The sequence below is a fragment of the Bradyrhizobium sp. 155 genome (assembly GCF_023101105.1).
In the GTDB taxonomy this organism is placed as follows: domain Bacteria; phylum Pseudomonadota; class Alphaproteobacteria; order Rhizobiales; family Xanthobacteraceae; genus Bradyrhizobium; species Bradyrhizobium canariense_D.
The window spans coordinates 2,045,345-2,069,995 of the sequence record NZ_CP064704.1 but is presented as its reverse complement, the minus strand read 5'-3'; the positions used below and the strand labels follow the sequence as shown (position 1 = coordinate 2,069,995).

18 protein-coding genes and 1 tRNA gene are annotated in these 24,651 nt (G+C 61.4%); 10 read left to right on the top strand and 9 right to left on the bottom strand.

Translation table 11 applies throughout. From position 1 onward, the window contains the following. Window positions 1-376: 376 nt before the first annotated feature. The 3 genes from IVA93_RS10005 to IVA93_RS09995 form a co-directional block, all read right to left on the bottom strand. The gene (locus IVA93_RS10005) at window positions 377-715 is read right to left on the bottom strand and encodes an ABC transporter substrate binding protein (protein WP_018460464.1); all 339 of its coding nucleotides are present in this window, start codon (window positions 713-715) and stop codon (window positions 377-379) included. Beyond that, window positions 712-1,020: a type 1 periplasmic-binding domain-containing protein gene (locus tag IVA93_RS10000; RefSeq protein ID WP_157643160.1), complete on the bottom strand. Its 309-nt coding sequence runs from the start codon at window positions 1,018-1,020 to the stop codon at window positions 712-714. Before IVA93_RS10000 ends, IVA93_RS10005 begins: the two co-directional genes overlap by 4 nt. Before the next feature lie 383 nt (window positions 1,021-1,403). Continuing rightward, window positions 1,404-1,874, bottom strand: a complete 471-nt coding sequence (locus IVA93_RS09995; RefSeq protein ID WP_018460466.1) for a Cif family virulence factor — start codon at window positions 1,872-1,874, stop codon at window positions 1,404-1,406. Between the two features lie 1,355 nt (window positions 1,875-3,229). Here IVA93_RS09995 and IVA93_RS09990 point away from each other — a divergent pair. After that, window positions 3,230-4,543, top strand: a complete 1,314-nt coding sequence (locus IVA93_RS09990) for a patatin-like phospholipase family protein (protein WP_247542089.1) — start codon at window positions 3,230-3,232, stop codon at window positions 4,541-4,543. 143 nt (window positions 4,544-4,686) lie between these two features. Here the strand turns inward: IVA93_RS09990 and IVA93_RS09985 are convergent, their stop codons facing one another. Next, window positions 4,687-8,037, bottom strand: a complete 3,351-nt coding sequence (locus tag IVA93_RS09985) for an adenylate/guanylate cyclase domain-containing protein (RefSeq protein ID WP_247789756.1) — start codon at window positions 8,035-8,037, stop codon at window positions 4,687-4,689. Between the two features lie 706 nt (window positions 8,038-8,743). On the opposite strand from IVA93_RS09985, the gene IVA93_RS09980 reads away from it, so the two are divergent. Then, entirely contained in the window at window positions 8,744-9,766 is a 1,023-nt protein-coding gene (locus tag IVA93_RS09980; RefSeq protein ID WP_247294793.1) for a tyrosine-type recombinase/integrase, read from the top strand. A 61-nt stretch (window positions 9,767-9,827) separates the two neighbouring features. Here IVA93_RS09980 and IVA93_RS09975 read toward each other — a convergent pair. The 5 genes from IVA93_RS09975 to IVA93_RS09955 all read right to left on the bottom strand — a co-directional run bounded on the left by IVA93_RS09975 (window position 9,828) and on the right by IVA93_RS09955 (window position 14,351). Continuing rightward, window positions 9,828-9,903 (bottom strand) — tRNA-Lys (locus IVA93_RS09975). Window positions 9,904-10,103: 200 nt separating this feature from the next. Beyond that, window positions 10,104-10,727 (bottom strand): Spy/CpxP family protein refolding chaperone, encoded by a 624-nt coding sequence (locus tag IVA93_RS09970; RefSeq protein WP_018457502.1) that lies wholly within the window; start codon window positions 10,725-10,727, stop codon window positions 10,104-10,106. A gap of 193 nt (window positions 10,728-10,920) precedes the next feature. Beyond that, on the bottom strand, window positions 10,921-11,925 hold the full coding sequence (locus IVA93_RS09965) for a TRAP transporter substrate-binding protein (protein WP_018457501.1): 1,005 nt from the start codon (window positions 11,923-11,925) through the stop codon (window positions 10,921-10,923). A gap of 170 nt (window positions 11,926-12,095) precedes the next feature. Next, on the bottom strand, window positions 12,096-13,658 hold the full coding sequence (locus IVA93_RS09960; protein WP_018457500.1) for a 2-isopropylmalate synthase: 1,563 nt from the start codon (window positions 13,656-13,658) through the stop codon (window positions 12,096-12,098). A gap of 429 nt (window positions 13,659-14,087) precedes the next feature. Further along, window positions 14,088-14,351, bottom strand: a complete 264-nt coding sequence (locus IVA93_RS09955) for a hypothetical protein (RefSeq protein WP_018457498.1) — start codon at window positions 14,349-14,351, stop codon at window positions 14,088-14,090. Between the two features lie 276 nt (window positions 14,352-14,627). Between IVA93_RS09955 and IVA93_RS09950 the strand changes: the two genes are divergently transcribed. The 8 genes from IVA93_RS09950 to IVA93_RS09915 all read left to right on the top strand — a co-directional run bounded on the left by IVA93_RS09950 (window position 14,628) and on the right by IVA93_RS09915 (window position 24,503). Continuing rightward, the gene (locus tag IVA93_RS09950) at window positions 14,628-15,848 is read left to right on the top strand and encodes an SMP-30/gluconolactonase/LRE family protein (RefSeq protein ID WP_018457497.1); all 1,221 of its coding nucleotides are present in this window, start codon (window positions 14,628-14,630) and stop codon (window positions 15,846-15,848) included. Window positions 15,849-16,046: 198 nt separating this feature from the next. Continuing rightward, window positions 16,047-17,225, top strand: coding sequence for a calcium-binding protein (locus IVA93_RS09945; RefSeq protein WP_026233385.1), 1,179 nt, complete (start codon window positions 16,047-16,049; stop codon window positions 17,223-17,225). 10 nt (window positions 17,226-17,235) lie between these two features. Continuing rightward, window positions 17,236-18,339, top strand: a complete 1,104-nt coding sequence (locus tag IVA93_RS09940; RefSeq protein WP_018457495.1) for an NAD(P)/FAD-dependent oxidoreductase — start codon at window positions 17,236-17,238, stop codon at window positions 18,337-18,339. Window positions 18,340-18,589: 250 nt separating this feature from the next. Continuing rightward, the gene (locus tag IVA93_RS09935; protein ID WP_026233384.1) at window positions 18,590-19,831 is read left to right on the top strand and encodes an ABC transporter substrate-binding protein; all 1,242 of its coding nucleotides are present in this window, start codon (window positions 18,590-18,592) and stop codon (window positions 19,829-19,831) included. 104 nt (window positions 19,832-19,935) lie between these two features. Next, window positions 19,936-20,811, top strand: coding sequence for a branched-chain amino acid ABC transporter permease (locus tag IVA93_RS09930; protein WP_018457493.1), 876 nt, complete (start codon window positions 19,936-19,938; stop codon window positions 20,809-20,811). A 1-nt stretch (window position 20,812) separates the two neighbouring features. Further along, window positions 20,813-21,739, top strand: coding sequence for a branched-chain amino acid ABC transporter permease (locus IVA93_RS09925; protein ID WP_018457492.1), 927 nt, complete (start codon window positions 20,813-20,815; stop codon window positions 21,737-21,739). Beyond that, window positions 21,739-23,220 carry an ATP-binding cassette domain-containing protein gene (locus tag IVA93_RS09920; protein WP_026233383.1) on the top strand — a complete coding sequence of 494 codons (1,482 nt, stop codon included), beginning with the start codon at window positions 21,739-21,741 and terminating at the stop codon, window positions 23,218-23,220. The genes IVA93_RS09925 and IVA93_RS09920 overlap by 1 nt, the downstream gene beginning before the upstream one ends. A 41-nt stretch (window positions 23,221-23,261) precedes the next feature. Next, window positions 23,262-24,503, top strand: a complete 1,242-nt coding sequence (locus IVA93_RS09915) for an ABC transporter substrate-binding protein (RefSeq protein ID WP_026233382.1) — start codon at window positions 23,262-23,264, stop codon at window positions 24,501-24,503. Window positions 24,504-24,651 lie beyond the last annotated feature (148 nt).

The following is a 24,651-nucleotide window of genomic DNA, read 5'->3' as shown; positions in this document are numbered from 1 at the left end:
CTGACATATCCGCGTACCCCTCGCATTTTGATCTCGCGGGCTGCTGAGCGCAGGCGACCACCTGCCCCGCTATGCGCCGCGACGCTGCTACGCTCTCAACGGCAAGGCGGTCCTGAAGCATATGACGTCTAGAGTGGGTCACGAGCGGCCTTTGGTGTCCCAGGCTGCTTACTTCCGCTTGAGCTCCGGGGACCATCATCAGCGCCGGTCAGAATGTCCGAGATGGGCCCAACAGCAGACTCGTGCAGCGCAGAAGATCGTTATTCAATCACCTCGGCCGAGCAGCGTCGCAGGGAGATCGATGCCGAGCGCCTTGACCTTCGAGAACATCGGAATGCTCCCGGTCCTCAACCCGGAGGTCTGCAATCGGTGGTCATTAGCGGACAATCAACTCGTCAGCCCTCGCGACCAAATGCTGAGGAACAGATAGGCCCATATCTTTGGCAGCTTTGAGGTTGATCGCAAGATGGAATTCGCTCGGCCCTTCGACGGGCAAATCACTTGGCTTTGCCCCGTTGAGGATCTTCTCGACGAAATATGCGCCCCGACGCCATATTCCATCAATTGTAGGACCAAAGGCAAGCAGTCCGCCGCTCTGCACCCATTCTCGATATTCATGGGCGTTCGGAATTTTGTTTTCTATTCCGAAGTCGACAATCCTCTTCCGATCAAAGACGAACATCGGATCGGTGACGGTAGTCATCGCATCAATCATCGGATCCTGCCTTTTGCGCAGGATTGAAGCAAACGCGACCTCAAATTCCGGCGGTGAACGAACTTCAAACGTTCCACGATCACGTCGACATTCTGCCGGACCAGATCGGCAGCCATCCCAGGCAGAAGTTCCGAATGTCCTTTTGCCTCCCGCCATTCGATGGTGAGATTGTTGCCCTCCGAATAGCCGCGATCACTTAATTCGCGAACGAAGCCGTTTACCCAAGGATAGCTGCTCAAATTAGCCGTCAGATATCCAATGCGGTAAATCTTTTTAGATTGCGCGCTTGAGCCGCCAGCGGCCACACCGCAGCGCCGCCGAGTGCCGTTATGAACTCGCGCCGCTTCATGTCTGATGCCTCGGCAAAGGTAGAGACAACCTATCACTCGCCCCAAACTAACACATTGGGACTGGCCGGCCATGACTTCTGCCACAGAATCTCGAGTACGCCTGCCAGCCGCGCGATGTGCGGTGCGGGTTCAAAAGCGAAAACCTCAACGCGAGCATATTCAGTCCGCTAAGCCCCATGGAACGGACCTCAATGAGACGTGGATGGGCCACTTGCAGACATCGCGCGAGCGGTGTGCATTTCGAGGCAACCGTATTTCGCTTTCGGACGCGTGCAGCAAGATCAAACGCCCACCCTCAAAGAGGATGGGCGCGTGGTGACTTACGACATGATGACGTCCTACTTCTTCTCGGCGCTGGCTTCCTTAGCTGGAGGCGGCTTCATGCCGACGGTCAACTGGCGGATTTTTAAAGCGCCGCCTTCACGTATGTCGATGGCGCCCCAGAACACTGTAACCTTGGTGGCGTCGCCGCTCTTAGGGTCCTTACCGAAGATGTCGGTCTCGCCGTTGGCAACGACCAGATCGTTGTTGATGACCGACATGTTGCCGACTCTGATCTCTATATGATCGGTGCCGTTCTTGAAGTTGTTTTCGTATACGGTCTTGAGATCGGAAAACACACCGCCCGGGTTGATCTGGACCCCGTCCTTTGTATAGAGCGCAGCGACACAGGCCGCGTCTTTCTTGGCGACGCAGTCGGTGTAGGCGACGGCTAATTTTTCGGCCTCCTGCTTGACCTCATCGGCCAGTGCCGGTGCAGAGATGAAGGCGGAAGAACACAATGCCAAGAGCAATGAACGTCGCTTCATAGCAACTTCCCCTCTGGTTGTGATGCACAATTGCATCGCGACGTCCTCCTGACGTAGGACGTCGCGTTGCATTTGTTCCGGGGGGCATTCTTTCGTTAGGCTGTAATACTACGAGTATATGCCACTTTGCACGGCTTGGCGCGCGCCAACTTTGATCATCGACGACGGAGGCGGCATTCCTTCGAGAATGCGGCGAATGCGGTCGGGAAAGACAGGCAAGTTGACGCATGTGACAGATGAAAGTGTCTTGCTCGACGCGCGCGATGGCCTTGTTATCCAGATTGTTTACCAAAGCGGCCGGCAAACGGCCCAAGCAATTGCTGGATCGCTATCAAGCGGCCAGAGGCACGCACATCCCGATCCAGCTACTTGTGCGCGACCGCACCGCTCGATAGGCCCACTAGTGAGAGGGAGTCTCGGAACTCGGCCTGCGGGACGCATAATGCGTTGCACTATCACTGATCTTGTCGGGGACCCATTCCTCCGCGGTTGAGTCCCAATGATGAGTGTCGTCGAAGTGTTTCCAGAGTGGCCGCTTTGGCTTGCTTTCACCCTTCTGTCGGTTTGCATTCAGTGTGCGGAGTTGGACGACGAGCACCCCAGCCATCATCACCCATTCGCGAGCGCTATATCGGGAGTTCCATTTGATTGCGGCGAGCATTGGATGCCTCCTTTAAAGTAAGAAGCCTCTGCCACATTAGGGTGGGCCAAGAATGCAGGGATATAAACTACCTCACAGTTTGCCAACATCTTCGACATAGCCGCGGGCGATCTCACTGCGCGGCGACTGTAACCTACGTTCGTTCGGTACTCGGGCGTCATTTGCCGGGCCATCAAAACGCCCGCGACGATGTGTAGGATTGTTTTTTGGTCGCAAAGGCACGTCTCTCTTAGAGAGTGGATTTTATCGATCGTAGGTGCGCTCTCCATGGAGGTCAGCGCATGCTCCGTCCAAGGACGACTTCGGGTCAAAATGCGAAGAACTCAACCGGAGCAAATCTGGTCCGCCTTGCCGTACAGAGCGGACCTCAACGAAGCGCTCAGCGAGTTCGCTGACGCGCCATTACCGGAAGTCACGAAATGGACTACAGCTACTCCTACTACCGTCAGCGATTAATATCTAACGCGAACTGGTTCACACCTGTACGAGAGGGTCAAACGTAATCGCACGATACCAAGTCCTCGCGCTCCTAGCGTATGTGCGCTAGTTCGATGCGAAGGTCCAAGAAAGCGTCGAATATCCACCTCAACCGCGCTTTCCAATGATCCCAAAAACGATTAATCTCTTCCTCTTCACGCAATTCGGAAACTCGATCGGAGAATAAGCCACACGATAAAATAGATGGGAGGAACCAATGGTGAAGAGAGCGATTACGCTCGGCGGCGGCGGACCGGCAGCAGGGCTACACATCGGGGTTCTGAAAGCACTTGCTGAGGACGGCAAGACGTTCGACGATAAGTCTGATGTGTGGGCGTTGTCCTGCATCGGCGCCTGGGTTGGCATCGTCTACAATCAATTCGATGAAGAAAAAATCAAAAAAGAAAACAAAAGCAGAGCCGAGCTGACCTATGAATTCTTCAGGGACGGCGTGTTTCGGGACGATGAAGGCTATGAGCGTTTCCCCATAAACACCGTATTCGGGACGGATTGGAACGCCAACATCAAGGCCTTCCAGGACTTCGTCACCGATCCCAAAAGTTACAGTGATTTCCGATGGCAACCGTACAAAATGATGGAACAGATCCAGGGCAACATGTCCGCTTGGTTCAATCGTCTGCCTCGTGGTGAACAACCCTTCAAGGAATGGCGCGAAGGAGACATCAACAACTGGATACTCAATAAGGTGCTCGCACCTAATCCACTTGTCCGATACCTCACCTCCCTGGTGTACTTGTCCAAGGTCAACGGCCTATCCAGGATCAACTATCCGGATAGCGAGTTTATGAAGAGCATAAACTTCGACGAGCTGAAAAAGGACGGTATGCCACACATCTATCACAACGCCTGGAATCTCGACGAACAGAAGCTGGCGTTGTTTTCCAATCGTCGGATGAAGGAGGACGAGAAAAAGCAGTACAGGGGAGCTATCGACTCACGCAGCCTGTGTGCGTGTTCGTCTCTTCCCTTCGTCGAAGGGACGGTTGAGATCGACCAAGTTACATATTGCGAAGGGGCGTTAGTCGATACTGTGAACTTCGATAGCTTGCTCGAGGAGCACCCTGATTTGGATGAAATCTGGGTGAGCCGGATCGTCGATGCGAAGCAAATCCGCGTTCCGGAAAATCTTCACGATGCACTAGCAAATCTCTGCCAACTGTTTGCGGCAACGGTCGGTGAGGATGACGTCAAGCTTTTCAAATATCACGTCAAAGAGGCGCACACACTCGACAGAGCAGCCGAAGCCGGAATACTCGAGAAAGCGGTCGAGTGCGGGATGCTCGACAAACCAGCCGTGGACAGGAGGAACGGGAAAACGCCTTGGAGAGGCGTAGTCGTCGAGATTCACGTGCCGGGGCACATCAATTTCAAGTGGAACCACAGCAATCTCGAAAATTCGATAACGCTAGGATACGCCGCCGCTAAACAAGCAATCGATGCATTTAACAAAGCGGAAAACGAGATTAAGGCGAATAGTAAAGACGACAAGCTGCTCAAGCCCATTTCGTAAACGAGAATCCACAGGACGACCCGAATTGGTTAGAGCTGCGAGATCGTACTTATGCGGCTCTAAAGAGGGCGGCTAGTGGTGCCAAGCCCAAGTAAGCAGATCGCGTTGCGATTTAAATCTGCGCAAGCGTTGTCCCGGCTTGATCACCGTAGCCCATCGAGAAGCACCTTTGCCACCTTTAGATCATGCGTCTCGAACCCTTCGGTGAAGCTGGCATAAATCGGCGCGAGAAAATTGAGCGCTTCCTCGCGTCTGCCCTGATGGATCCACAGAGCAGCTTGGTCCGTTGCGGCGCGGAGCTCAAGCGTCCTGGCGTGTTGACTTCTTCCCGTGCTCAATGCCCGGTCGAGCAGCGCCTGCGCCTCGGCTTCCACGGCCGGTCCACCGCGGGCGACCAGCACCCGTGCCTTTAGACGATACAGTTCGGCTTCTAGGATTCGTTCGCTGTTACGGTTAGCTGTAGCTAGGCCGTGCTCGATCAACTCCAGCGCGGCCTCGTAGTCGTGACTATTTAACAATGGCGGACACAACAACACGTCGAGCGCGGTGATGGCCAGCTGATAACCGGCGCTGCGATATCCGTCCAAGACGGCACCGATCTCCCCCAGTGCGCTGGGTGAAGGATCGAGCGAAGCCACGCATATGCCCCGAAGGGCGCGCGCCAGGCGCCATTGCCGGAATCCATGTTCCTCGGAAAGGGCGATGCAACGTTCGGCATGACCTTGCGCGACCAGGAACTCGCCGCGAAGCGCGTGAAGAATGCATGCGTAGTAACAGGCATACGCCTGGGAATGCGGATGACTTATAGCGTCTGCGCGCCGAATGGCAGCGTCCATTCGCACAATTGCCGTATCGGGCTGGCCGAGCAGCCAGAGCGCCCACGACATCAGCGCCAGGTCCGCCACGCCGGCATCCTGGCCGGCCGAACGCGCCGCCAGCCTGTCGTCCTCGCTGCTCGCCTCGAACGCTTCATAGGCGCGTCCAATCGCTTCATGGGCACCGGTAAGCTGTCCCATGAAGAGGCGGATCATTGCCTGCCCGCGCATCGCGTTGAGCAACGCCGGTAGATCGTCGCGCGCTTCGGCGAGCTGGAGCAGGGCCGCGATCGTTTCCTCGGCGACCGGCAACTCACCGCGCATTACGCTCGCAGTGGTCAACCAGAACATCACCTGGAGTTGCTCGGGAGGGTCTCCCAGGCGCTCGCACAGCTCGCGCGCGCGGGCAAAGGTTGCCATCGCCTTGTTCGAGGCTGGCCCTTGCGTAGCGATCAGGCAGGGCCCAAGGGCGAAGTGGAAGGCAAGTTCCAGCTTATCCTTTCCGGCGCCTTCTGGCAGATGGCCCGAGGCCTCGATACCCCGCTGCAAGTGTGCGATGGCTTCAAGGTTGGCCGAGCGCATGGCGGCCTTCTTGCCTGCCTGCAGCCAATATGCCTCCGCCTTTTGAAACAGGCCGGCCTCTGTCAGATGATGCGCAAGAGTTTCGGGTTGAGTCTCCACAAGGTCCGGGAACCGTTGCTCGAAGGCACCCGCGATCGCAGCATGCAGCGCTGCGCGTCGGCTCTTCAGGAGTCCCGAGTAGGCAGCGTCCCGCACAAGCGCGTGCTTGAAGGTATAGATTGCCTGCGGTATCTCGCCCCGGCAGAATATCAACTCCGAGCGAACCAACTGAGCAAGCGCCTCCTCAAGTCTCTCTTTTGACAACCCGGCTACGGTGCTCAGCAGTTCGTAGGAGAACTCGCGACCCACCACAGCGCCGATCTGAGCCACCTCCCTCACTGGAGCCAATCGATCGAGCCTTGCCATCAGCGATGCGTGCAAACTCGTTGGAATCGCCATCGGGGGGAGAGGACGGTTGAGGACGTAGTGATCGTCCTGTTCATTTAATAGCCCGGTTTCGAGCACCGTCTTGGTCAGTTCCTCCACGAATAGGGGCACGCCATCGGTGCGGGCGAGGATCTGGTCCATTACCTCTTCCGGGAGCGTCTTGCCAGCGGTGACGCGCTCGATTAACGCCGCCCCGTTGCGTCGGTTCAGCCGCGTGAGCGAGATCGTCGTCACATGCGCATGACCTGGCCACGGCGGAGTGAACTCTGGCCTCGCCGTGATGAGCAGCAGCCCCCGAAGCCGGGGTAGGTGTTCCAAGGTCATCGTGAGCAGCTCCAGCGACGTCGGATCTGCCCAATGGACATCCTCTACAATGACGAACACCGGCTGTCTTGCGGCCAAGCCAGTTAGCTGGGACAAAAACGCCGCTAACGTTAGCTCCTTGCGCTTCTGCGGGCTCAGCTCTGGCATACGGTAGCGGTTACTCGGTGGAAGGGACAGAAGGTTGGCCAGAGGTAGCAACACGCGGTCGGCATCAGCCCGCACGAGCAGAGCCTCGAGCTTAGCGAACTTCTCTGCGGGCGGGTCGCCCCGCTCGAACCGGGCAGCGCGTTCGAGCTGGCGGGTGAAAGGATACAGCGCACTGTTGGTGTGGTGCGCCGAGCAGAACTGGCGCACCGTTATATGCGGTTCGCCTTGGAGCCGCTCCTCAAGCGCCACCGCAATGTGCGACTTGCCGATACCGGGCTCTCCGGTGAGCATCACCGCGCAACCTTCGCTACGCCTGGCGTGCTGCCAGCGACGCAAGAGCATCTCGATTTCCTCGTCACGCCCGATTCGCGGCGCCAATCGAGATTTGTGCTGTGCCTCGAAGCGGCTTTCCACTTCGGTTGTTCCCAGTACCTGCCAGGCTGGCATTGGCTCGGCCCATCCTTTAAGCGCGACAGGGCCGAGATTGCGGAACTCGAAATGCCCATCAGTGAGCCGGTGCGTACTTTCGGAAATCAGCACGGTACCGGGATTGGCGAAGGTCTGCAGGCGCGCAGCCAAGTTTGGCGTCTCGCCAATGACCGTCTGCTCTTGAGCTGAACCTTCGCCGGTCAAATCGCCCACGACCACCATACCGGTAGCGATGCCAACGCGAACCTGCAGCTCGGTGGCGGGTTCTGTCCGGAGGCTAGCTACGGCATCGACCAGCGCCAGCCCGGCGCGTGTCGCTTGTTCGGCATCATCCTCGTGGGCCTGGGGATAACCGAAATAGGCGAGCACGCCATCTCCCATGTACCGCGCGATAACCCCTTCATTCCTGGCAACAACCTCCGCGATGCAGCGGTGATAGGTGCCCATTACGGCCCGCAGGTCCTCCAGATCAAGGCGGGCCGCAAGTGCCGACGAGCCGACCAAATCGCAAAACATGATTGTAAGCTGACGCCGGCCGGCGTGATCCGTCGAGGCCGGCTTAGCGCCCGCTTGAGGCGTTCGCAGGACCTCTCTCTGAAGTTCTACGATCGCGCGCAGCATCTTGCGGCGATGCCCAAGCAGGACGCCCAAATCCTTTAAATCCTGCTCCGTGAGATCGCGAACGACCGAGAGGTCGATGGCGTTTTCGCGGAATCGCTCGGCGTACTCGCCCAAACCGATCGATGCTAGCCACTCTGCAATACCTGCCATGGTATACCTATGGCTTATACGATGAGAATAGCACATTGGAGAGGCTTGCGAAGGCACATCTGTCGACCGAAGCGCCGGACGTCTTGCCCAATGTAACACAGTGGCCCAGGCGAAAAGTGAACGCCGCTGGGCGCGATGTCTGTTAGGGGTCAAAGTGCGAAGAACTCAACCTAAGCAAATCTGGTCCGCCATGCCTCATTAAGCGGACCTAGTCGAGATGTGCCGGTACTTCGCTAACGGGCCATAAGCGGGCAATCAATGCATGCCTCGTTAAGGGACCAGAAGCCCTCATACCGAACAGCTCCCCCTCATCACCGAATCCCTTGGCACCTGGAGCTAAATGCGTAGACTGGGTCCGACCGAGCCAGGAGGGAGATTTGGCGATAGAGCGGCCAAATCGACGGCTGACGACGATCCTGGCGGCCGATGCAGTCGGCTAGCCCCCGCTGCAGCTTGCACGCTATCGGCTTCAGATCGACCTTGCGTTCGTTCAGCGACCTCGCACAGTTGATGTCGACTAGGGTGAAGAAGAAAACCTTCCTATCGGTCGCCCTAGTGGTGTTGTCGTAGCCAAAGTAAGGCTCCAGTTCCTCGCAGAGGAAATGGGCCCAGCATATCCGTGCCGAGCGACAGACCCTGAGCGGCGTAGGCGACGCCAAAAACTGCGAGACAGAGGGTGCGGCCTTGGACGAATGGAGGATGAACCGTGCGCGTCGTTCTGAAAGGAATTCATAAGGTCAAGAGACGGCTCGCAAATGGCGAGACGAAAGTACATTGCTACGCATGGCGTGGGGGCCCCGCCATCCATGCGCAGCCCGGTGCGCCAGACTTCGTTCGAGAGTATCACGATGCGCATGCGAGCCTTCGGCAGCCCCGCGCCGGCACCTTCATGACGATCGTTGCGCAGTACAAGGCCGCACCAGAGTTCACCGGACTAGCGGCATCGACCCGTCGTGCGTACCTCGCCTACATTAAGCTGATCGAAGATGAATTCGGCGACCTGCCGGTGGCAGCTCTGGCCGATCGTCGAGTGCGTGGTGAGTTCAAGGCCTGGCGCGACCTGTTCGCCGAGACACCACGTAAGGCGGACTACGCCTGGACCACGTTGGCGCGGATCATGTCGTTCGCAAAAGACCGCGGCATCATCGCGACCAACCCATGCGAGCGCGGGGGCCGCCTCTACGTAGCAGACCGCAGAGACAAGATTTGGACCGAGCAGGACATCGCAGCGGTTCTTGCGATCGCCTTTAGCGAGATCCAGCCCGCCTTAGTCCTGGCGTTGTGGAGTGGCCAGCGCCAAGGCGACTTGCTGCGACTGCCCTGGTCCGCCTACGAGAACCCCTACATTCGCCTGCGCCAGTCTAAAGGCGGGCGGCGCGTCGCGATGCCAGCCGGCGCGCCTTTGCGAACCCTTCTCGATATCACCGAGCGCCGAGGCCCCCTGATCCTGACCAACACGCTCGGTCGGCCATGGACGTCGGACGGCTTTCGCACGTCCTGGGGAAGGGCATGTGAGCGCGCCGGTATGGGTGAACTGACCTTTCACGACCTGCGCGGCACGGCAGTGGTGCGCCTCGCAATCGCAGGCGCCAGCGTGCCACAGATCGCAGCCGTCACAGGTCATTCGTTGAAAGACGTCGAGGCCATTCTCGATGCGCACTACCTCGGTCGCGACATTCAGCTCGCTGAAGCTGCGGTGGTGAAGCTCGAAGCGAGAACAAAACTGTAAACGGTGGTGTAAACGGCGCTGGTTTTGCCGTTTGCTCAGCCCGCAAAGTGTTTGAATTATATGGTGGGCGCACCAGGGCTCGAACCTGGGACCCGCTGATTAAGAGTCAGCTGCTCTACCAACTGAGCTATGCGCCCGAAAGGCGGTTAAAGCCTTGCGAGGCCGGTCGTTTAGCAAAGCGATCCGGGTCTGGCAAGCGATGGCACGTAAGTTTTCCAAGGGTATGCCAAGGGTACGCCAAGGGTACGCCAAGGGCGTGCCCACATCCCCCAAAAAAGCGAAAAGCCGCTGGATTCCAGCGGCTTCGCCAGGGTTGATCGCGGCAACCCTTGTAGGCTCAGAGCCGGCCCTCGCGGTCCCGGTCCGGGCCATCGTCGCGGTCGAAACGGTCGCGGTGGAAGTGGTCCATGCCGCGCTCCATCATGCGGTCCATGCCACGCTCCATGAAGTGGCGGCGCGGGCCGTCTTCGCCGCCGCCGAACGGGCCGCGGTGACGGGTCAGCACGGCGAGGCGCCGCTTCTGGCCCTCGTCGAGGGTCTTGTAGAGCGGATCGGCGGCATCGGCGATCTTCTTCAGGGCCGCCGACGTTGCCCCCATGTCCTCGGCGCGCTGACGCAGGCGGGCGACCGGATCCTCCGGCCTGACGGCGTCCTTGTTAGCGTCCTTGCCGGCATCGCCGGCTCCGGCATTCATCCGCGCATTGGCGCGGTCGATGCGCAGCTTGGCGAAGTCGCGCACGGCGGCCTCGACCGGCGGCCACAGCTTTTCCTGGTCGGCGTTGAGCTTCAGCCCGGCATGGACGGCAGCGATCCGCGCGTCGACCATGGCGGCGCGGTCTTCCGGGTTCATGCGGATGTGGCGCATGTGCTCGTGCATCCACGGGCGATGATACTGGGCATAGACCGCGCCCGAGCCGGCGATGCTGAGCACGGCGATGGCGGCGATGGTGAATTTCCTCATGCGAACTCTCCTCTGGAAGGATGTCGTGAGGATGAGCGCAGCGCGGCTTACGCGCAACTTACAACTTGGACAGGGAGCGAGTCCTTTCCAAGATGTAACGCTCCTGAATTTTAGTTCAGTCGCAATCGGAATCATTCGCAACAAAAGGGGCTTCCGCGCCAGGCACGGAAGCCCCTTTCAACCTCCGTTCAAATCAGTTCGTCGTGCTCTTCGCTTCCTTCTGGAACTCGTCGATCAGCGGCTGGCCGACGCGGCCTGCGGCGTCCTTGTAGACCGGCTCCATGGCCTTGCGCATCGCCTCGTCCTGCTCCGGCGTGAGCTTGATGATCTCGCTCTTGCCGCTCTTCCTGATCTCGGCGAGCGCGTCCTCGTTCTCCTTCTGCGACTGCGTATTGTTGAAGTCGGTCGCTTCCTTCATCGCCTTCGTCAGCTGGTCGCGGATGTCGGCCGGCAAATCGTCCCAGAACTTCTTGTTCACGATCACGACGTAGCCGATGTAGCCGTGGTTGCTCTCGGTGATGTACTTCTGCACCTCGTGCATCTTCTGGGTATAGATGTTCGACCAGGTGTTCTCCTGCCCGTCGACGACGCCGGTCTGCAGCGCCTGGTAGACTTCGCCGAACGCCATCACCTGCGGCAGCGAGCCGAGCGCCTTGAACTGGGCCTGGAGCACGCGCGAGGACTGGATGCGGAACTTGACGCCCTGATAGTCGGCCGGCGTCACCAGCTTCTTGTTGGCGCTCATCTGCTTGAAGCCGTTGTCCCAATAGGCGAGGCCGGTGATGCCCTTCGGTTCGAGCAGCTTGAGCAGCCTGGCACCGAGCGGACCTTCCGTCACCTTCCGCAGCGTCTTCAGATCAGGCAGGATGTAGGGGAGATCGAATACCTCGAACTCGCGGATGCCGAGCGGGCCGAACTTGGAATTGGACGGCGCCAGCATCTGCACGCTGCCGAGCTGGAGCGCCTCGAGTTCTTCCTTGTCCTTGTAAAGCGTCGAGTTCGGGTAGATCTCGACCTTGACCTTGCCGCCGGTGTACTTATCGGCGAGCTCCTTGAATTTCTCCGACGCCTTGCCCTTCGGCGTGTCGGTGGCCACCACGTGGCTGAACTTGATGATGATGGGCGACTGGGCCGATGCCGGCCCGGTCAAGCCAAGTGCCAGGACCGCGATGGACGCAGCGATCGCGAAGGTGCGCATAATCTCTCCCTGTTGTTATTTGGGCCACCGGGCGCGCGGGTGGCCTATGCCGTCAGCATCAATACAGGTCGACATCACCAGCTGCTATTGGTCGTTAGCAGGGCAGCCATTCATGGTGAACGCCGCAAGCACCGCCTCTCCCGCTTCCGGAAGAGGCGGTAGTAGCCACCTCAGCTCGCCGCCGCGGTCGTTACGGTGTCGCGCTGGCGTTTCATGACGATCTTGTTGAGCGCGCCGAGATAGGCCTTTGCTGAGGCCACCAGCGTATCCGGATCCGCCGCGCGCGCGGTCATCGCGCGTCCCTCGTGCGACAGCCGCACCGAGACTTCGGCCTGCGCGTCGGTGCCTTGGGTCACGGCGTGGACCTGGTACAGCTCGAGCTTGGCTTCGTGCGGCACCAGGCGCTTGATGCAGTTGAACACGGCATCGACCGGCCCGTTGCCTTCGGCCTCCTCGATCTTGATCTGGCCGTCGACATCGAGCTTCATCGTCGCGCGCTGCGGGCCATGGGTACCGGCGATCACGGTCAGCGAGGTCAGCTTGATGCGGTCGTGCGAAGCCGCCATCTCCTCGTCGACCAGCGCCTCGATGTCCTCGTCGTAGATGTCCTTCTTGCGGTCGGCCAGCGCCTTCATCCGCGTGAACGCATCTTCCAGCTGGTTCGGACCGAGCTTGTAGCCCATCTCCTCCAGCTTGTGCACGAAGGCGTGGCGGCCGGAATGCTTGCCCAGCACCAGCGAGGACTGCTTGAGGCCGACCATCTCGGGCCGCATGATCTCGTAAGTGGAAGCGTCCTTCAGCACGCCATCCTGATGGATGCCGCTCTCATGCGCGAACGCGTTGCGGCCGACGATGGCCTTGTTGTACTGCACCGGGAACGAGGTCGCCGCCGACACCACCTTCGAGGCGCGGGTCAGCTGCGTCGTGTCGATCTTATTCCAGAAAGGGAATTTGTCGTTGCGCACGTTGATCGCCATCACGATCTCTTCCAGCGCGGCGTTGCCGGCACGCTCGCCGATGCCGTTGATGGTGCACTCGACCTGGCGCGCGCCGCCAATGACGCCTGCCAGCGAGTTCGCCACCGCCATGCCGAGGTCGTTATGGCAGTGCACGGAGAACACCGCCTTGTCCGAGTTCGGCACGCGCTCGATCAGCGTCTTCATGAAGTGGGTGTATTCGTCGGGCGTGGTGTAACCGACGGTATCAGGAATGTTCACCGTGGTGGCGCCAGCCTTGATGACGGCTTCGACGATGCGGCACAGATAGTCCATCTCGCTGCGGGTGCCGTCTTCGGCCGACCATTCGACGTCGTCGATCTGGTTGCGGGCGCGCGCGACCATGGCCACCGAGGTCTCGAGCACCTGCTCCGGGGTCTTGTTCAGCTTCACCCGCATATGCAGCGGCGACGTCGCGATCACGGTGTGGACGCGGCCACGCTTGGCGAATTTCACCGCTTCTGCGCAGCGGTCGATGTCGGCCGGATGGGCACGCGACAGACCGGCGATGACGGCGTTCTTGGAGCGGCGGGCGATCTCGCTGACCGCCTGGAAGTCGCCTTCCGAGGTAATGGGGAAGCCGGCCTCGATGACGTCGACGCCCATATCGTCCAGCATCTCGGCGACCTCGAGCTTCTCCTCGAAGGTCATGGTGGCGCCGGGGCACTGCTCGCCGTCGCGCAGGGTGGTGTCGAAAATGATGACGCGGTCCTTATCGGACTTGTTCACGGGGGCCATTTGAATTTCCTTTTGAGCTTTTTGCGCCGTCAGTCTTCTGGGCGCTTGAGGTGTCCGGTGATCTCGACCAACCCCTGAGCGCCCAGGCGCATGGCGCCCAGCCGGCCCTCAGGGGCAAGTAAGAAGAAGCCCGCCAATCAGGAGGGTAGGCAGCAGCGCGGCCGGGATCGCGGCGGCGGCAAGAGCCACCTCCCCCGAAATCCCATCGATTTGGCCGCGAATCAGCATTACCGGACCCTTTGAGCCCTCAAATCCTCGGTCAAAACCGTTGACGGTTGGTTGCCGGGAGGCTCGATGCGTCGTTTCTAGACGAGAAATGGCAGCAACCGCAACGCCAAAAGATGGACAGAAGGGCTGACATGATCGCAGCGCCGGATGCGTGACCGGTGCCAATTGTTTGGCCGACCGAACGCCGGCAAGGCGGTCAAGCTATGCCGAGCGGCGAGCGCGAGCCCTGCTCTCCCAGCGGTTCAGCATCTGACCGAGCTCGCTGGTGGCAACCGGCGTAGCCGTGCCAGCGATCGCGATATCGTTGGTGTTGGCTGGTGCGTTGGCACTGAGCCAATCCGGCTCGCTGTACTCACGCCAGCGGCGCGCCTCGGCTCGTCTTTTTCGGGAGACGTAGTCGCGGGTGAAATAGCCGGCCGCAAATGCAATCCCGAGCAGCAAAACCAGTACGACGACAGCGACCACAGTAAACTCCGACTTACGCCCCGAATGACGTTCTGCCAGCATCGCGCAGGAGGTCAAGGCTTGACATTCCCCTGCTTGGCAATGTCCCGAAGACAGCTCCGGTAAACCCCGTCACGCCTGATGAATTTGTCGTTTCCATGTTCGACGTTGCAGCGCTTTGCCGCCCCGATCTCGCTGAGGATGCGTACCTCCCCCTCGCAACCGTCATCGGACCGGACTAACCTTGCCCTGCTCGGCCGGATCAACCGGCTAGCCGAACATGACCGGGAGGACGCGATGACACGCCAAAAGCAGCGTGACCAGGATGCTGCGCTTTCACGACGAACGCTCGTTCAGGGGTTTGCGCTCGGCGCCGCCACTTTTGCCGGCGCCGGCTCCGCGCTGGCCCAGACCGGACCAGCCGCACCGCCGACGACGATTACCACCCCGCCACGCGATTTCGGTCCCAACGGCGCGCCGACCACCTATTTCTGGGACCCCGATGTCGTCACAGTCGATCCGTCCTTCAACGATCTCGCGCAGCCCAACACTGCGATCAAGCGTCTCTATACGGGTTTGCTGTGGGCTGAAGGCCCGGCGTGGAGTGCACAGGGCCGCTATCTGCTATGGAGCGACATTCCCAACAACAGGCAGATGCGCTGGAGCGAAGACGACGGTCGCGTCAGCGTGTTCCGCTCGCCGTCCAACAATTCCAACGGCAACTCGTTCGATTTCCAGGGCCGTCAACTTTCCTGCGAACATTTGACCCGGCGGGTGACGCGTTATGAACATGACGGCACCGCGACCGTGCTTTGCGACAATTACAACGGCAAGAAGCTGAACTCGCCGAACGACGTCGTCGCGCATCCTGACGGCAGCTACTGGTTCACCGATCCGCCCTATGGCGGCCAGCTCTACGAAGGTGAGCCCGATGCCGTGGGCGGTCCGAGCAATTCCGGCGGCAAGCTCAATCCTCGGATTGGACAGCCGGCCGGCTTCGCACCGGGCAAGCGCGAGCTTCCGACCAATTGCTATCGCATCGACCCTAGCGGCCGTGTCGATCTCGTCGTCACCGAGGAGCAGGTGCCCGATCCCAACGGGCTGTGCTTCTCGCCGGACTTCAAGAAGCTCTACGTCGTCTCGACTGGCAAGGGACCCGGCGACACCGGCCCCGGCGGCAAGGGCGAAATATTCGTGTTCGACGTCGGCGCCGACAACAAGCTCACCAACCACAAGCGGTTCAGCGAGTGCGTGATTGACGGTGTGAAGTGCGGACCGGACGGCGTGCGCTGCGACGTCAACGGCAATGTCTGGGCCTCCAGCAATGCCGGCCGCGCCGTCGGCTACAGCGGCGTGACGACGTGGTCGCCGGAGGGCAAGCTGCTCGGCCGCATCCGGTTGCCCGAAGTGTGCGGCAACGTCTGCTTCGGCGGCCCCAAGCGCAATCGCCTGTTCATGGCGGCGAGCCAATCGCTCTATGCGGTGTACACGGCCACGCAAGGCGCCGGACCGGGCTGAGCCCGCGCGCAAGATCGCAAGCACGGGCGTCGGCGTGGATCGCCGGCGCCCGCGGTTCCCTGATCGCAATCAAATTACGCCGCGGGCAAATCTCCGCCATTAATCCAACGAAGATTGAATCGCGCGGCAAGGCCGCAGCGCGGTGCAAAGGCATGATGCTCTTCGTTCTCGCGCCCGACTTGAACCGGGAGTTGCGCGATGCGCCGTATGCCGAACGACACCATCATCGTCAGCGTGGGGAACCAGCAATTCGTGACGGAGTTCGGAGACCCGGGCCTTCCGAACGGAGGCCGCGGCGGCAGCGACAAGATGATCGCGACCGTCGACGGTGGCAACGCGGTCCTGATATTCGTTGGCGACGACCAGACCCTCCAAGGACATTCTCACGGAGGAGGCGACCATCTCGCCGCGACCGTCACAGGCTTCGGGGACTACGTGTTCCTGGACGGCGATGCGCAGGCGATGTCCGGCGACGCCCATGGCGGCAACGATGTACTTCATGTCGATGCATCGACATCGATCTACGCCGGCATTTTTGGCGATGCCGAAACCGCCATGTCAGCCGACACGGGGGGCGGCAATGACGTCGTCATTGCATCGATGGGAAACAGATCGTCCGGCACGTTCGGCGGAGATTCCGGCAGTTCCATGAGCGATCACGCGCGTGGCGGCAATGATATCCTCAGCGTGACCCAGGGCGGCAGTTACGGCGGCGCTTCAATCTCCGGCGATGCCCTCGTCTCCATGAGCGGCGATGCGCACGGCGGCAACGACATGCTCATCTACACCGTCGGTGCCCCAGCCCGATCCGGCGGCGCGTCTCTGGTCGGAGACGCCGGCTACATGAGCGACGATACCCGTGGCGGCAACGATATCCTGATCGCGACCGTCGACGGCAACCCGGACTCCACGTCCATCGTGCTCGTCGGAGACGCCTCGAACATGTCAGGCAATGCGCATGGCGGAGATGATATCCTCCTCGGCAGCAGCCGCGACGATTTCCTGTATGGCGACGCACAGACCTACGCTCCGTTCACAGCCGGCTCGATCACCGGCGGCAAGGACATGTTGAATGGCGGTGGCGGAAATGACCAGCTCTGGGGCGGACCGAACGACGACAGATTCGTCTTCGACAAAAATTCGGGCCTGGACGTGATCAACGATTTCGACCAGGGCAACAAGGCTGTCGGCAGCACGGCGCGAGAGCATGATTTGATCAATTTGCACGATTACGGCTTCGCAGACTGGGCGGCGCTGAAAAGCCTGATCAGCGATGACAGCACAGGAAACGCGGTGATCCACCTGACGGCGACCGATACGATTACGCTGGCGCGAATCCATACCGCGGATCTCCATGCGAAGGATTTCATTGTGTAAGGGAGCATTCATGCGCGTTGTGATCTGCGGCGGCGGCGTGATCGGCGCCTGCATCGCCTGGTTTCTCCGCCGCCGTGGCATCGAAATCGTCGTCGTGGAGCGGGCGGGCGTCGCGGCCGCGGCGTCAGGCAAGGCGGGCGGCTTCCTCGCGCGCGACTGGTGCGAGGGCTCGCCGCTCGATGCGCTGGCGCGACGGAGCTTTGCGATCCATGCGCAGCTGCCGGAACAGATCGCAGGCGATTGGGGCTATCGCCCGATGACCGCTTATAGCGGCTTCGTTGCCGCCGATGGCCACCCGCGCCGGGATGCACCGTCCGCGCTCGGCTGGCTCAGCAACGGCGTCATCATCGCCCAACGCATCGGCACGATGGAGACCGCCGCGATCGTTCACCCCAAAAAATTCACCGCAGCCGTGATGAACGCGGCGCTCGCGGAAGGCGCCGAGTTTCGTCCCGGCCAGGTGACCGGCATCATGCGCGATGCGAACGGCACCACCGCGACGGGCGTCGAGGTCGACGGCGGCATCGTCGAGGCGGACGCCGTCGTGATCGCGATGGGACCATGGTCGCTGCTCGCGGCGCAATGGATGAGCCTGCCCGCCGTCTACGGCCAGCGCAGCCCGAGCATCGTGTACGACACCGGCACGGATGCGCCGGCCGATGCGCTGTTCCTGGAGTATGAAGAGAATGGCAGTGCCGTGTCGATCGAGGTCTTTCCTCGCGCCGACGGCAGCACGCATATCACCGCTCTCTCCGACATCGCGCCGCTTCCGCTCGATCCGGCGGCCGTGACGCCGGACAAGGACGCGATCGCGCGCCTGCAAACCATGTCCGAGCGGCTGTCGCCGCTGTTCCGCTCCGAGAGGATCATTGCGCAACAAGCCTGCTTCCGGCCGGTGACACAGGACGGCCTGCCGCTGATCGGCAAGGTGCCGCGAAGTGAAGGTCTGTATGTTGCGACGGGGCACAATGTATGGGGCATCCTGAATGCGCCCGCCACGGGCGAGGTCATGGCGCAACTGATCGCGGAGGGTGCGACGCGCAACGTCGACATCTCGCCATTCGATCCGGCCCGGCTCGCGCCGCTCGATCCATCGCTGCTGCAAGCGCGCTGAGCCGACGCGACGGCATCGCAATTCAGCGTTCCGGTTGCTGTGCGCCCGCGATAGCTGCGCATGCCTACCGACGAAATCTGCATGCCTCCGCGTGAAACGGGTCCGACAGCTTTCCTGCCCGCTATTGCCCAGCGCTAGACTTTAGTTCGTGCCTCACAATCCTGAACGCGGTTTCACTTGCCGAGAATGTCTCCGCCGGTATAGTCGCGGCATAATGGCTCATAAGAGGCCTGTTAAGGGAGAGAACAAGATGAAGAAACCGCTCTCTGTTGCGTTGCGAATAGCACTCGGTACCGCCGCGGCCGCTGTGTTGATGACGTCAGGCGCGGCGCTTGCGGCCGACCCGATCAGGATCGGCGTGATCGCGGAAGCGCAGGCGATTGCCGGCGCCTCCATCCCCCAGGCGGCACAGCTCGCCGCCGACGAGATAAACGCCAATGGCGGCGTCGACGGCCGCAAGATCGAGATCGTCTCTTACGACAATCATTCCTCCTCGGCAGATTCAGTGCGCGCCTTCCAGCGCGCGGTGAACGAGGACAAGGTCAATGCGGTCATCGCCAGCTACATCAGCGAAGTCGTGCTGGCACTGGAGCCCTGGGCCTCGCGGCTGAAGACGCCGTTCGTCACGCCCGGTGCCGCCTCCAACGAGATCAGCAAGAGCGTCCATGCCGACTACGAGAAGAACAAGTACACCTTCCACGGCTATCTGACCTCCGCCGCGCTGGCGCTTTCCGTCTGCGACGGCGCCAAGGACCTGCTCGTCGACAAGATGCACATGAAGACCGCGGTCATCATGAGCGAGGACGCCGCCTGGACCAAGCCGCTCGACATCGGCTACGAGGAATGCCTGCCCAAGATCGGGCTGAAGGTGCTCGACCACATCCGCTTCTCGCCCGATACCACCGACTTCACGCCGATCTTCAACAAGATCGAAGGCTCCAAGCCCGACGTGATCATCACCGGGATCTCCCATGTCGGCGTGCAGCCGACGGTGCAGTGGAAGAACCAGCAGGTGCCGATCCCGATGTTCGGCATCTCCTCGCAGGCCACCAACGAGACCTTCGGCAAGGACACCAATCAGGCGGCCGAGGGCGTACTCTACCAGGGCGTCTCCGGCCCAGGCGTCGCGGTGACGCCGAAATCAGTGCCGTTCGCCGAAGCCTTCAAGAAGAAGTTCGGCAACTATCCCTCCTATGCCGGCTACACCGCCTATGACGAGGTCTACTACATCGCCGATGCGGTGAAGCGCGCGGGCTCGACCGACGCCGACAAGCTGGTCGCCGCTCTGGAGACGACCGACTGGGAAGGCACGATCGGCCGTGTCCAGTTCTACGGCAAGGACGATCCGTTCACGCACTCGATCAAATACGGCAAGGGCCTGATCACCGGGCTGATGCTGCAATGGCAGGACGGCAAGCAGAGCGCGGTCTGGCCCAAGGAAGTCGCCAAGGTCGACGTCAAGTTCCCGAGCTTCATCAAGCTCTCGAACTAGCAGGACACGCTCCCGGGACCAGCTCCCGGGAGCTTCCACATGCGGCCCCCGCAGCACGTTGCTCCAGCAACATCGTCTCTCATAAATCGGATTGCCAACCCTAGATGCGTGCTTTCCAGATTCTGATCGATGGCTTTGCCATCAGCGCTCTCTATGCTCTCGGTGCCACCGGCTTCACGCTGATCTTCGGCGTCTCCGGCGTCCTCAACCTCTCCCACGGGGCCATCATGGTGGCGGCAGCGGTGGCGGCCTGGGCTGCCGCCAGCATCCTGAATGTCGGCACCTATGCCGGCGCACTGATCGGCGTCGGTGTCGCCCTCCTTACATCCTTTGCGACCTATTTCGCGGTGGTGAAGCCGATCCAGGATTCCCGGCGCATCCCGAATGAAGAGAAGGAGATCTTCGTCCTCACCGGCACGCTGCTATGGGGGATCATGATCCAGGAGGTGATCGCTTATTTGTTCACCAACAACGCCAAGACCGTGCTGCCGATCGTCGAGGGCGTGGTCGAGATTCTCGGCGTCCGCACGCCCAGGAACGAGATCTTTACCGCGATCGTGTGCTGCTTCGTCATCGCTCTGTTGTGGCTCCTGGTGAACCGCACCCGCACCGGTAAGGCGGTGCTGGCGGCCTCGATGAACCCACGCGGCGTCACCCTGCTCGGCCTCGAGCTCACCAACATCTACGTCGTGGTGTGGGCGATCTACGGCATCCTCGCCGGCATCGCCGGCGTGCTGCTCGGAATGTTTCTCGGCGTCAGCTCCTACAGCGTCGGACCGCTGACCGCGAGCGCGTTCTCGATCGTCGTGCTCGGCGGCCTCGGCAGCGTCTCCGGCTCGCTGATCGCAGCCTTCGTGGTCGGCTATCTCGAAACGCTCACGGCCTATCTGGTCTCGCCGGCCTACCGCACCATTCCGGCGCTGCTGCTGCTCGTGTTCGTGATGTACATCCGGCCCCAGGGCCTTCTGGGGAGGCGCTGAGATGGCCAGCTTCTTTACGACACGCCTGTTCTTCATCTCATTCGCGCTCGTCGTCATCGCGGCGACGCTGCCGCTCTACGTCTCCGGCTACGTGCTCGGGCTTCTCACCGTCGCCTTCTATTTCGGCGTGTTCGCAATGGCGTGGGACCTGCTGTTCGGCTTCGCCGGCGAGGTCAATTTCGGGCCGACCTTCCTGATCGGCGTCGGCGCCTACACCGCCGGCATCCTGAATGCCCAGTTCGGCTGGTCGGTTTACGCTTGCATCGTGCTCGGCGCGCTCGCCTCCGTCATCGCCGGCCTCGTGCTGGCGTTGCCGGCGCTTCGGGTGCGCGGACCGTATTTCGGCCTGACCACGCTGGTCGCGGTGCTGATGCTGCAGAATTTCATCGTGGTGTTTGCCGACCTCACCGGTGGCGAGATCGGGCTGACCATTCCCGACGTCATCTCCATCAACGCCGGCGTCAATTACTGGATCGCGCTCGGCTTCATGACGATCTCGGCGGCCATTCTCTATGGCCTGTCGCAATCGCCTGTTGGCCTGGTGCTGCAAGCCAGCGGCCAGGACCCGGTCCAGGCCGGCGCGCTCGGCTTCAACATCGTCAAGCACAAGCTCGCCGCCTTCATCGTCAGTGCGTTCTTCTCGGGGTTATCAGGCGCGCTGCTGGTGTTCTACTTCGGCACCGCCTCGGTCGGCACCGTCGTCGACGTCGCGGTCGGCGTCAACGTGATCGTCTCAGCCGTGCTCGGCGGCCGGCGCACCGTGCTTGGCGCGGCACTCGGCGCGATCTTCCTGATCGTCGCCGGCGAGTTCCTCAGGCCCACCGGCGAGCTTGCGACCTTCATCGTCTCGGCCGTCGCGCTGCTCGTCGTGCTGTTTTTCCCCGGCGGCTTCCTCGGAGCGGCCCTCTCGCGTGAGGCGCGCTCGTGATGGATATGCGATCTTCAAACCGGGCCGTGCTCGAAGTCCGCGGCCTGACCAAGCGCTTCGGCGGATTGACGGCGGTGAAGAACCTGGGCTTCGAGGTCAATAGCGGCGAGATCTTTGGCCTGATCGGCCCGAACGGCTCGGGCAAATCGACCGCGATGAAGAGCGTCATGGGCATCGAGCGCCCGACATCAGGCGAAGTCGTATTCGAGGGCGAGAACGTCGCGGGCTTGCCGGCGCACAAGATCGCGCGCAAGGGCTTTGGCATGGTGTTCCAGCATTCGCGACCGCTGAACCGGCAGACTGTGCTGGAGAACATCATGGTCGCGCTGCTGCCGGACAGCCTGTTCATGCTGTTTCCGGACAAGGCGCTGCTCGAGCGCGCCAAATGGATCGCCGATCGCGTCGGGCTCGGCAACGTGATGAACCGCCGCCCGCCGACGCTGCCCTTCGCCGACCTGCGCCGGCTCGAGCTGGCCAAGGCTATCGCGCGCGATCCCAAGGTCGTGCTGGTGGACGAGCCCTTTGCCGGGCTGACGCGGGCCGAGGTCGAAATGTTTTCCGACCTGATCCGCAGTTTCCGCGACGAGGGCCGCGCGGTGATGCTGGTCGACCACAACGTCAAGAGCGTCGCGGCGTTGGTCGACCGCGTGCTCGCGATGTATCTCGGCGAGGAGATCGTCACCGGCAAGGCCGAGGACGTCATGAAGAACGAGACGGTGCGGCGGGTCTATCTCGGCGGCGCCATCGAGACCCATGCGCGGCCCGAGACCAGCTTCAAGGACAAGGTGCCGCTGCTCCAGGTCGAGAATGTCAGCGTGTTCTACGGCAAGGCGCAGGCGCTGGAGAACGTCTCGATCCACGTCCATGAGGGCGAGTTCGTCTCGATCGTCGGTCTCAACGGCGCCGGCAAGACCACATTGTTCAACACCATCTCGGGCTTCCTGCCTTATAGCGGCGAGATCGTGCGCAACGGCGAGAAGCTGCGCGGCACGACGCCGGCGAAGATCGCCCGCAGCGGCCTCGTGCAGTGCCCGGAATCGCGCGAGCTGTTCGGCGAGATGAGCGTGCGCGAAAACCTCGATCTCGGCGGGCAACATCTGGCCGACGACAAGCGCGCGGCACAGCTCGCCTGGCTGTTCGAGCTATTCCCGATCCTGAAAGAGCGTCAGGGCCAGATGGCGCAAACGCTCTCCGGCGGCGAGCAGCAGATGCTTGCGATCGGCCGCGCGCTGATGATGCAGCCGCAGATCCTGATCCTGGATGAACCGACGCTGGGTCTCGCCCCCGTCATCCTCGAACTCCTGTCCAAGGCCCTAACGAGGCTGCGGCAGACGACGTCGATTACGGTGCTGCTCGGCGAGCAGAACGTGACCTTCGCGCTTCCGCATGCCGACCGCGTCTATGTGCTCGAGCATGCGAGGATCGTCTGGGAGGGCGATCCGGGCCGCTTCGCCGCGGAGGCTGGCGCCGATTTTCTCTAGTTCGCCCATACCAACAACAAAACAAGCAAAAGGAAACGACCATGCGACCATCGAAGAGTTTGAGCGGCAGCTTCCTCCTCGCCTCCGCGCTGGCGCTGTGCCTTGCTGCTCCCGCCTATGCGCAGTCGAACGATCCTATCAAGATCGGCGTCATCGCCGAGGTGCAGTCGATCGCTGGTGCCGCGACGCCCGGCGGCGCGCAGATCGCCGCCGACGAGATCAACGCCAAGGGTGGCATTCTCGGCCGCAAGATCGAGATCGTGACCTACGACAACAAGAGCTCCTCGGCGGACTCGGTGCGCGCGTTCCAGCGCGCGGTGAGCGAGGACAAAGTCTCCGCCGTGATCGCGAGCTATATCAGCGAGGTCGTGCTGGCGCTCGAGCCCTGGGCAGCGCGGCTGAAGATGCCGCTGATCACCCCCGGCGCGGCCTCGAACGAGATCACCAAGGCGATCCATAACGACTACGAAAAGAACAAATACACCTTCCACGGCTATCTGACCTCGGCCGCACAAGCGCAGCTCGTCTGCGACGCCGCCAAGGATCTGCTGGTCGAGAAGCTCAAGTTCAAGACGGCCGCGATCATGAGCGAGGACGCCGCCTGGACCAAGCCGCTCGACGTCGGCTACGAAGCCTGTCTTCCGAAAGCAGGCCTCAAGGTCGTCGAGCACGTGCGGTTCTCGCCCGATACCACCGACTTCACGCCGATCTTCAACAATATCGAGGCCAAGAAGCCGGACGTGATCGTCACCGGCATCTCGCATGTCGGCGTGCAGCCGACGGTGCAGTGGAAGAACCAGCAGGTGCCGGTCCCGATGTTCGGCATCAGCGCGCAGGCGCTGAGCCCGACCTTCTGGAAGGACACCAATGGCGCCGCCGACGGCGTGCCGTCGCTGGCGGTCGCAACGCCCGACGTCGCCGTGACCTCCAAGACGAAGCCGTTCGCGGCCGCCTTCAAGGCCAAGTTCGGCTCGCCGCCGGCCTACACCGGCTACACCGCCTATGACGAAGTCTACTTCATCACGGAGGCGATCAAGCGCGCCGGCTCGACCGATCCGGACAAGATGGTCGCTGAGCTCGAAAAGACCGACTACGAGGGCACGATCGGCCGCATCCAGTTCTACGGCAAGGACGACGAGTTCACCCACGGCATCAAGTCCGGTCCCACGACCGTATCCGGTCTGGTCTTCCAGTGGCAGGACTCCAAGCAGGTCGTGGTCTGGCCCGAGAAGATCGCGGAGGGCAAGCTGAAGTTTCCGAGCTTCGTGAAGCTGTCGCAGTAACACGCCACGCTGGGGCACCAGGGCCCCGTCCCGAGCGCCCCATCGCCCTTGCATGGCCCGTCGCTTCAATCGCGGCGGGCCTTCGCTTTGTGCAGAACGCAACCGATGCGCTGGCATCTGTGGACCCATCCTGCGATCCTGCCGTTAT

What these genes read in the sequence shown, in the direction of transcription:
- IVA93_RS09950 (WP_018457497.1), top strand. Translation starts at nt 14,628, where the DNA reads ATGACACGCCAAAAGCAGCGTGACCAGGATGCTGCGCTTTCACGACGA.
- IVA93_RS09965 (WP_018457501.1), bottom strand. Translation starts at nt 11,925, where the DNA reads ATGCGCACCTTCGCGATCGCTGCGTCCATCGCGGTCCTGGCACTTGGC.
- IVA93_RS09935 (WP_026233384.1), top strand. Translation starts at nt 18,590, where the DNA reads ATGAAGAAACCGCTCTCTGTTGCGTTGCGAATAGCACTCGGTACCGCC.
- IVA93_RS09915 (WP_026233382.1), top strand. Translation starts at nt 23,262, where the DNA reads ATGCGACCATCGAAGAGTTTGAGCGGCAGCTTCCTCCTCGCCTCCGCG.
- IVA93_RS09945 (WP_026233385.1), top strand. Translation starts at nt 16,047, where the DNA reads ATGCGCCGTATGCCGAACGACACCATCATCGTCAGCGTGGGGAACCAG.
- IVA93_RS09990 (WP_247542089.1), top strand. Translation starts at nt 3,230, where the DNA reads ATGGTGAAGAGAGCGATTACGCTCGGCGGCGGCGGACCGGCAGCAGGG.
- IVA93_RS09970 (WP_018457502.1), bottom strand. Translation starts at nt 10,727, where the DNA reads ATGAGGAAATTCACCATCGCCGCCATCGCCGTGCTCAGCATCGCCGGC.
- IVA93_RS09995 (WP_018460466.1), bottom strand. Translation starts at nt 1,874, where the DNA reads ATGAAGCGACGTTCATTGCTCTTGGCATTGTGTTCTTCCGCCTTCATC.
- IVA93_RS09940 (WP_018457495.1), top strand. Translation starts at nt 17,236, where the DNA reads ATGCGCGTTGTGATCTGCGGCGGCGGCGTGATCGGCGCCTGCATCGCC.
- IVA93_RS09960 (WP_018457500.1), bottom strand. Translation starts at nt 13,658, where the DNA reads ATGGCCCCCGTGAACAAGTCCGATAAGGACCGCGTCATCATTTTCGAC.
- IVA93_RS09930 (WP_018457493.1), top strand. Translation starts at nt 19,936, where the DNA reads ATGCGTGCTTTCCAGATTCTGATCGATGGCTTTGCCATCAGCGCTCTC.
- IVA93_RS09985 (WP_247789756.1), bottom strand. Translation starts at nt 8,037, where the DNA reads ATGGCAGGTATTGCAGAGTGGCTAGCATCGATCGGTTTGGGCGAGTAC.
- IVA93_RS09920 (WP_026233383.1), top strand. Translation starts at nt 21,739, where the DNA reads ATGGATATGCGATCTTCAAACCGGGCCGTGCTCGAAGTCCGCGGCCTG.
- IVA93_RS10005 (WP_018460464.1), bottom strand. Translation starts at nt 715, where the DNA reads ATGATTGATGCGATGACTACCGTCACCGATCCGATGTTCGTCTTTGAT.
- IVA93_RS09925 (WP_018457492.1), top strand. Translation starts at nt 20,813, where the DNA reads ATGGCCAGCTTCTTTACGACACGCCTGTTCTTCATCTCATTCGCGCTC.